At 56.1% G+C, this 2,328-nt stretch carries 2 protein-coding genes; both read right to left on the bottom strand.

Going from position 1 to position 2,328, the window contains the following annotated elements; genetic code table 11:
• The coding region (locus PspCFBP13528_RS28135; RefSeq protein ID WP_342671488.1) for an immunoglobulin-like domain-containing protein at positions 1–520 on the bottom strand (520 nt) is incomplete at its 3' end.
• A gap of 98 nt (positions 521–618) precedes the next feature.
• A partial coding sequence (locus PspCFBP13528_RS28130) for an immunoglobulin-like domain-containing protein (RefSeq protein ID WP_342671487.1) occupies positions 619–2,314 on the bottom strand: 1,696 nt, incomplete at its 3' end.
• Positions 2,315–2,328: the final 14 nt, after the last annotated feature.

Genomic DNA, 2,328 nt, shown 5'->3' with positions numbered 1-2,328 from the left:
GCGCAACAACCGAAACACTGGCGCTCGATTGGTTTACACCGATAGTAATGCTCTGGCCGTTATCCAACGTCACGGTCAACGGGTTGGTGATGTTAGTTACCGGCGCGCCGTTTTTATCCACAAGGCTGGCGGTGTAAACGATGTTGCCGCCTTCGCCGACGGTAGTAGTGGCGGTCAGAACCACATCGACCTTGTCGATGGTGTCGTTGATCGTGGTGGTCGCACCGTTGCCTGCAACTTCCAGCTTCTCGAAGTTGCCGCCCGTTGCGTCGGTAATTTTGACCGTCTGCGTGCTCTTGTCGATGAACACGTCATCGCTTGGCGCTGGGACGGTTACTGCGCCGGCGGTATCGCCCGCTTTAATCGTGATGCTCGAACCGTTGTCCAGCTTCAGAGTGACGTCGCTGCCTGCTTTATTGGAGAGCGTAGCGGTGTACGTGATCTGGCCACCTTCGTTCGCCTGTGCCGGAGCTGTCAGGGTAACGGTGGTGGTGTTGTCGGTGCCCGGAGTATCAGTCACGGTGGTGTTAACTGGCGCGGTGCCAGGCACCAGGTTTTCGAAGTGCTCGCCACCAGTGACAGTCTTGATAGCAGTGGTGACGGTCTGATCGCCTTTGNTGGTGATGCTCTGGCCGTTATCCAACGCTACGGTCAACGGATTGGTGATGTTAGTCACCGGCGTACCGCTCTTATCCACAAGGCTGGCGGTGTAAACAATGTTGCCGCCTTCGCCGACGGTGGTAGTGGCGGTCAGGACTACATCAACTTTGTCGATGGTGTCATTGATCGTGGTGGTTGCGCCGTTGCCAGCAACTTCCAGCTTCTCGAAGTTGCCGCCAGTCGCTTCAGTGATCTGGACGGTCTGAGTGCTCTTGTCGATAAACACGTCATCGCTTGGAGCAGGCACGGTCACGGTGCCGACGGTGTCGCCAGCCTTGATGGTGATGTTCGAACCGTTATCGAGTTTCAGCGTGACGTCAGTACCGGCCTTATTGCTTAAGGTCGCTGTGTAGGTGATCTGTCCGCCTTCGCTAACAGCATTCGGTGCGGTCAGTGTGACAGTCGTGGCGTTATCAGTACCTGGGGTATCAGTCACGGTTGTAGTGACTTTGTCGGTACCTGGAACGAGATTTTCGAAGTGCTCGCCGCCAGTGACGGTTTGAATAGCAGTGGTGACGGTCTGGTCGCCCTTATACACGTCATCCGGCGCAACAACCGAAACGCTGGCGCTCGATTGGTTTACACCGATAGTGATGCTCTGGCCGTTATCGAGCGTGACGGTCAGCGGGTTGGTGATGTTCGTCACCGGTACGCCGTTTTTATCCACAAGACTGGCGGTGTAAACGATGTTGCCGCCTTCGCCGACGGTGGTGGTTGCAGTCAGAACTACATCGACCTTGTCGATGGTGTCATTGATCGTGGTGGTCGCACCGTTGCCAGCAACTTCCAACTTCTCAAAGTTGCCGCCCGTTGCGTCGGTAATTTTGACCGTCTGCGTGCTCTTGTCGATGAACACGTCATCGCTTGGTGCAGGGACGGTCACAGTGCCGACGGTGTCGCCGGCTTTGATGGTGATGTTTGAGCCATTATCCAGCTTCAAAGTTACGTCAGTACCGGCCTTGTTGCTCAAGGTCGCGGTGTAAGTAATCTGACCACCTTCATTCGCCTGAGCCGGAGCCGTCAGGGTAACGGTGGTGGTGTTGTCGGTGCCTGGAGTATCAGTCACGGTGGTGTTAACTGGCGTGGTGCCAGGCACCAGATTTTCGAAGTGCTCGCCACCGGTGACATCCTTGATGGCGGTCGTGACGGTTTGATCGCCTTTATAGACGTCGTCTGGTGCCACAGCGGTGACTGTGCCGCTCGATTGGTTCACACCGATAGTGATGCTTTGGCCGTTATCCAACGCTACGGTCAACGGGTTGGTGATGTTCGTCACCGGCGCGCCGTTTTTATCCACAAGGCTGGCGGTGTAGACGATATTGCCGCCTTCGCCGACGGTGGTGGTGGCGGTCAGGACTACATCGACCTTGTCGATAGTGTCGTTGATCGTTGTCGTTGCACCGTTGCCCGCCACTTCCAGCTTCTCGAAGTTGCCGCCATTGGTTTCGGTGATCTGAACAGTCTGGGTGCTCTTATCGATGAACACATCATCGGAAGGTGCAGGCACAGTCACTGTGCCGACGGTATCGCCGGCTTTGATGGTGATCGATGAGCCATTATCCAGCTTCAAAGTTACGTCAGTACCGGCCTTGTTGCTCAAGGTCGCGGTGTAAGTAATCTGACCACCTTCATTCGCCTGGGCCGGAGCCGTCAGGGTAACGGTGGTGG

Source organism: Pseudomonas sp. CFBP13528 (assembly GCF_005233615.1).
Taxonomy (GTDB): Bacteria; Pseudomonadota; Gammaproteobacteria; order Pseudomonadales; family Pseudomonadaceae; genus Aquipseudomonas; species Aquipseudomonas fluorescens_AM.
This window is presented reverse-complemented; position numbering and strand designations above follow the sequence as displayed.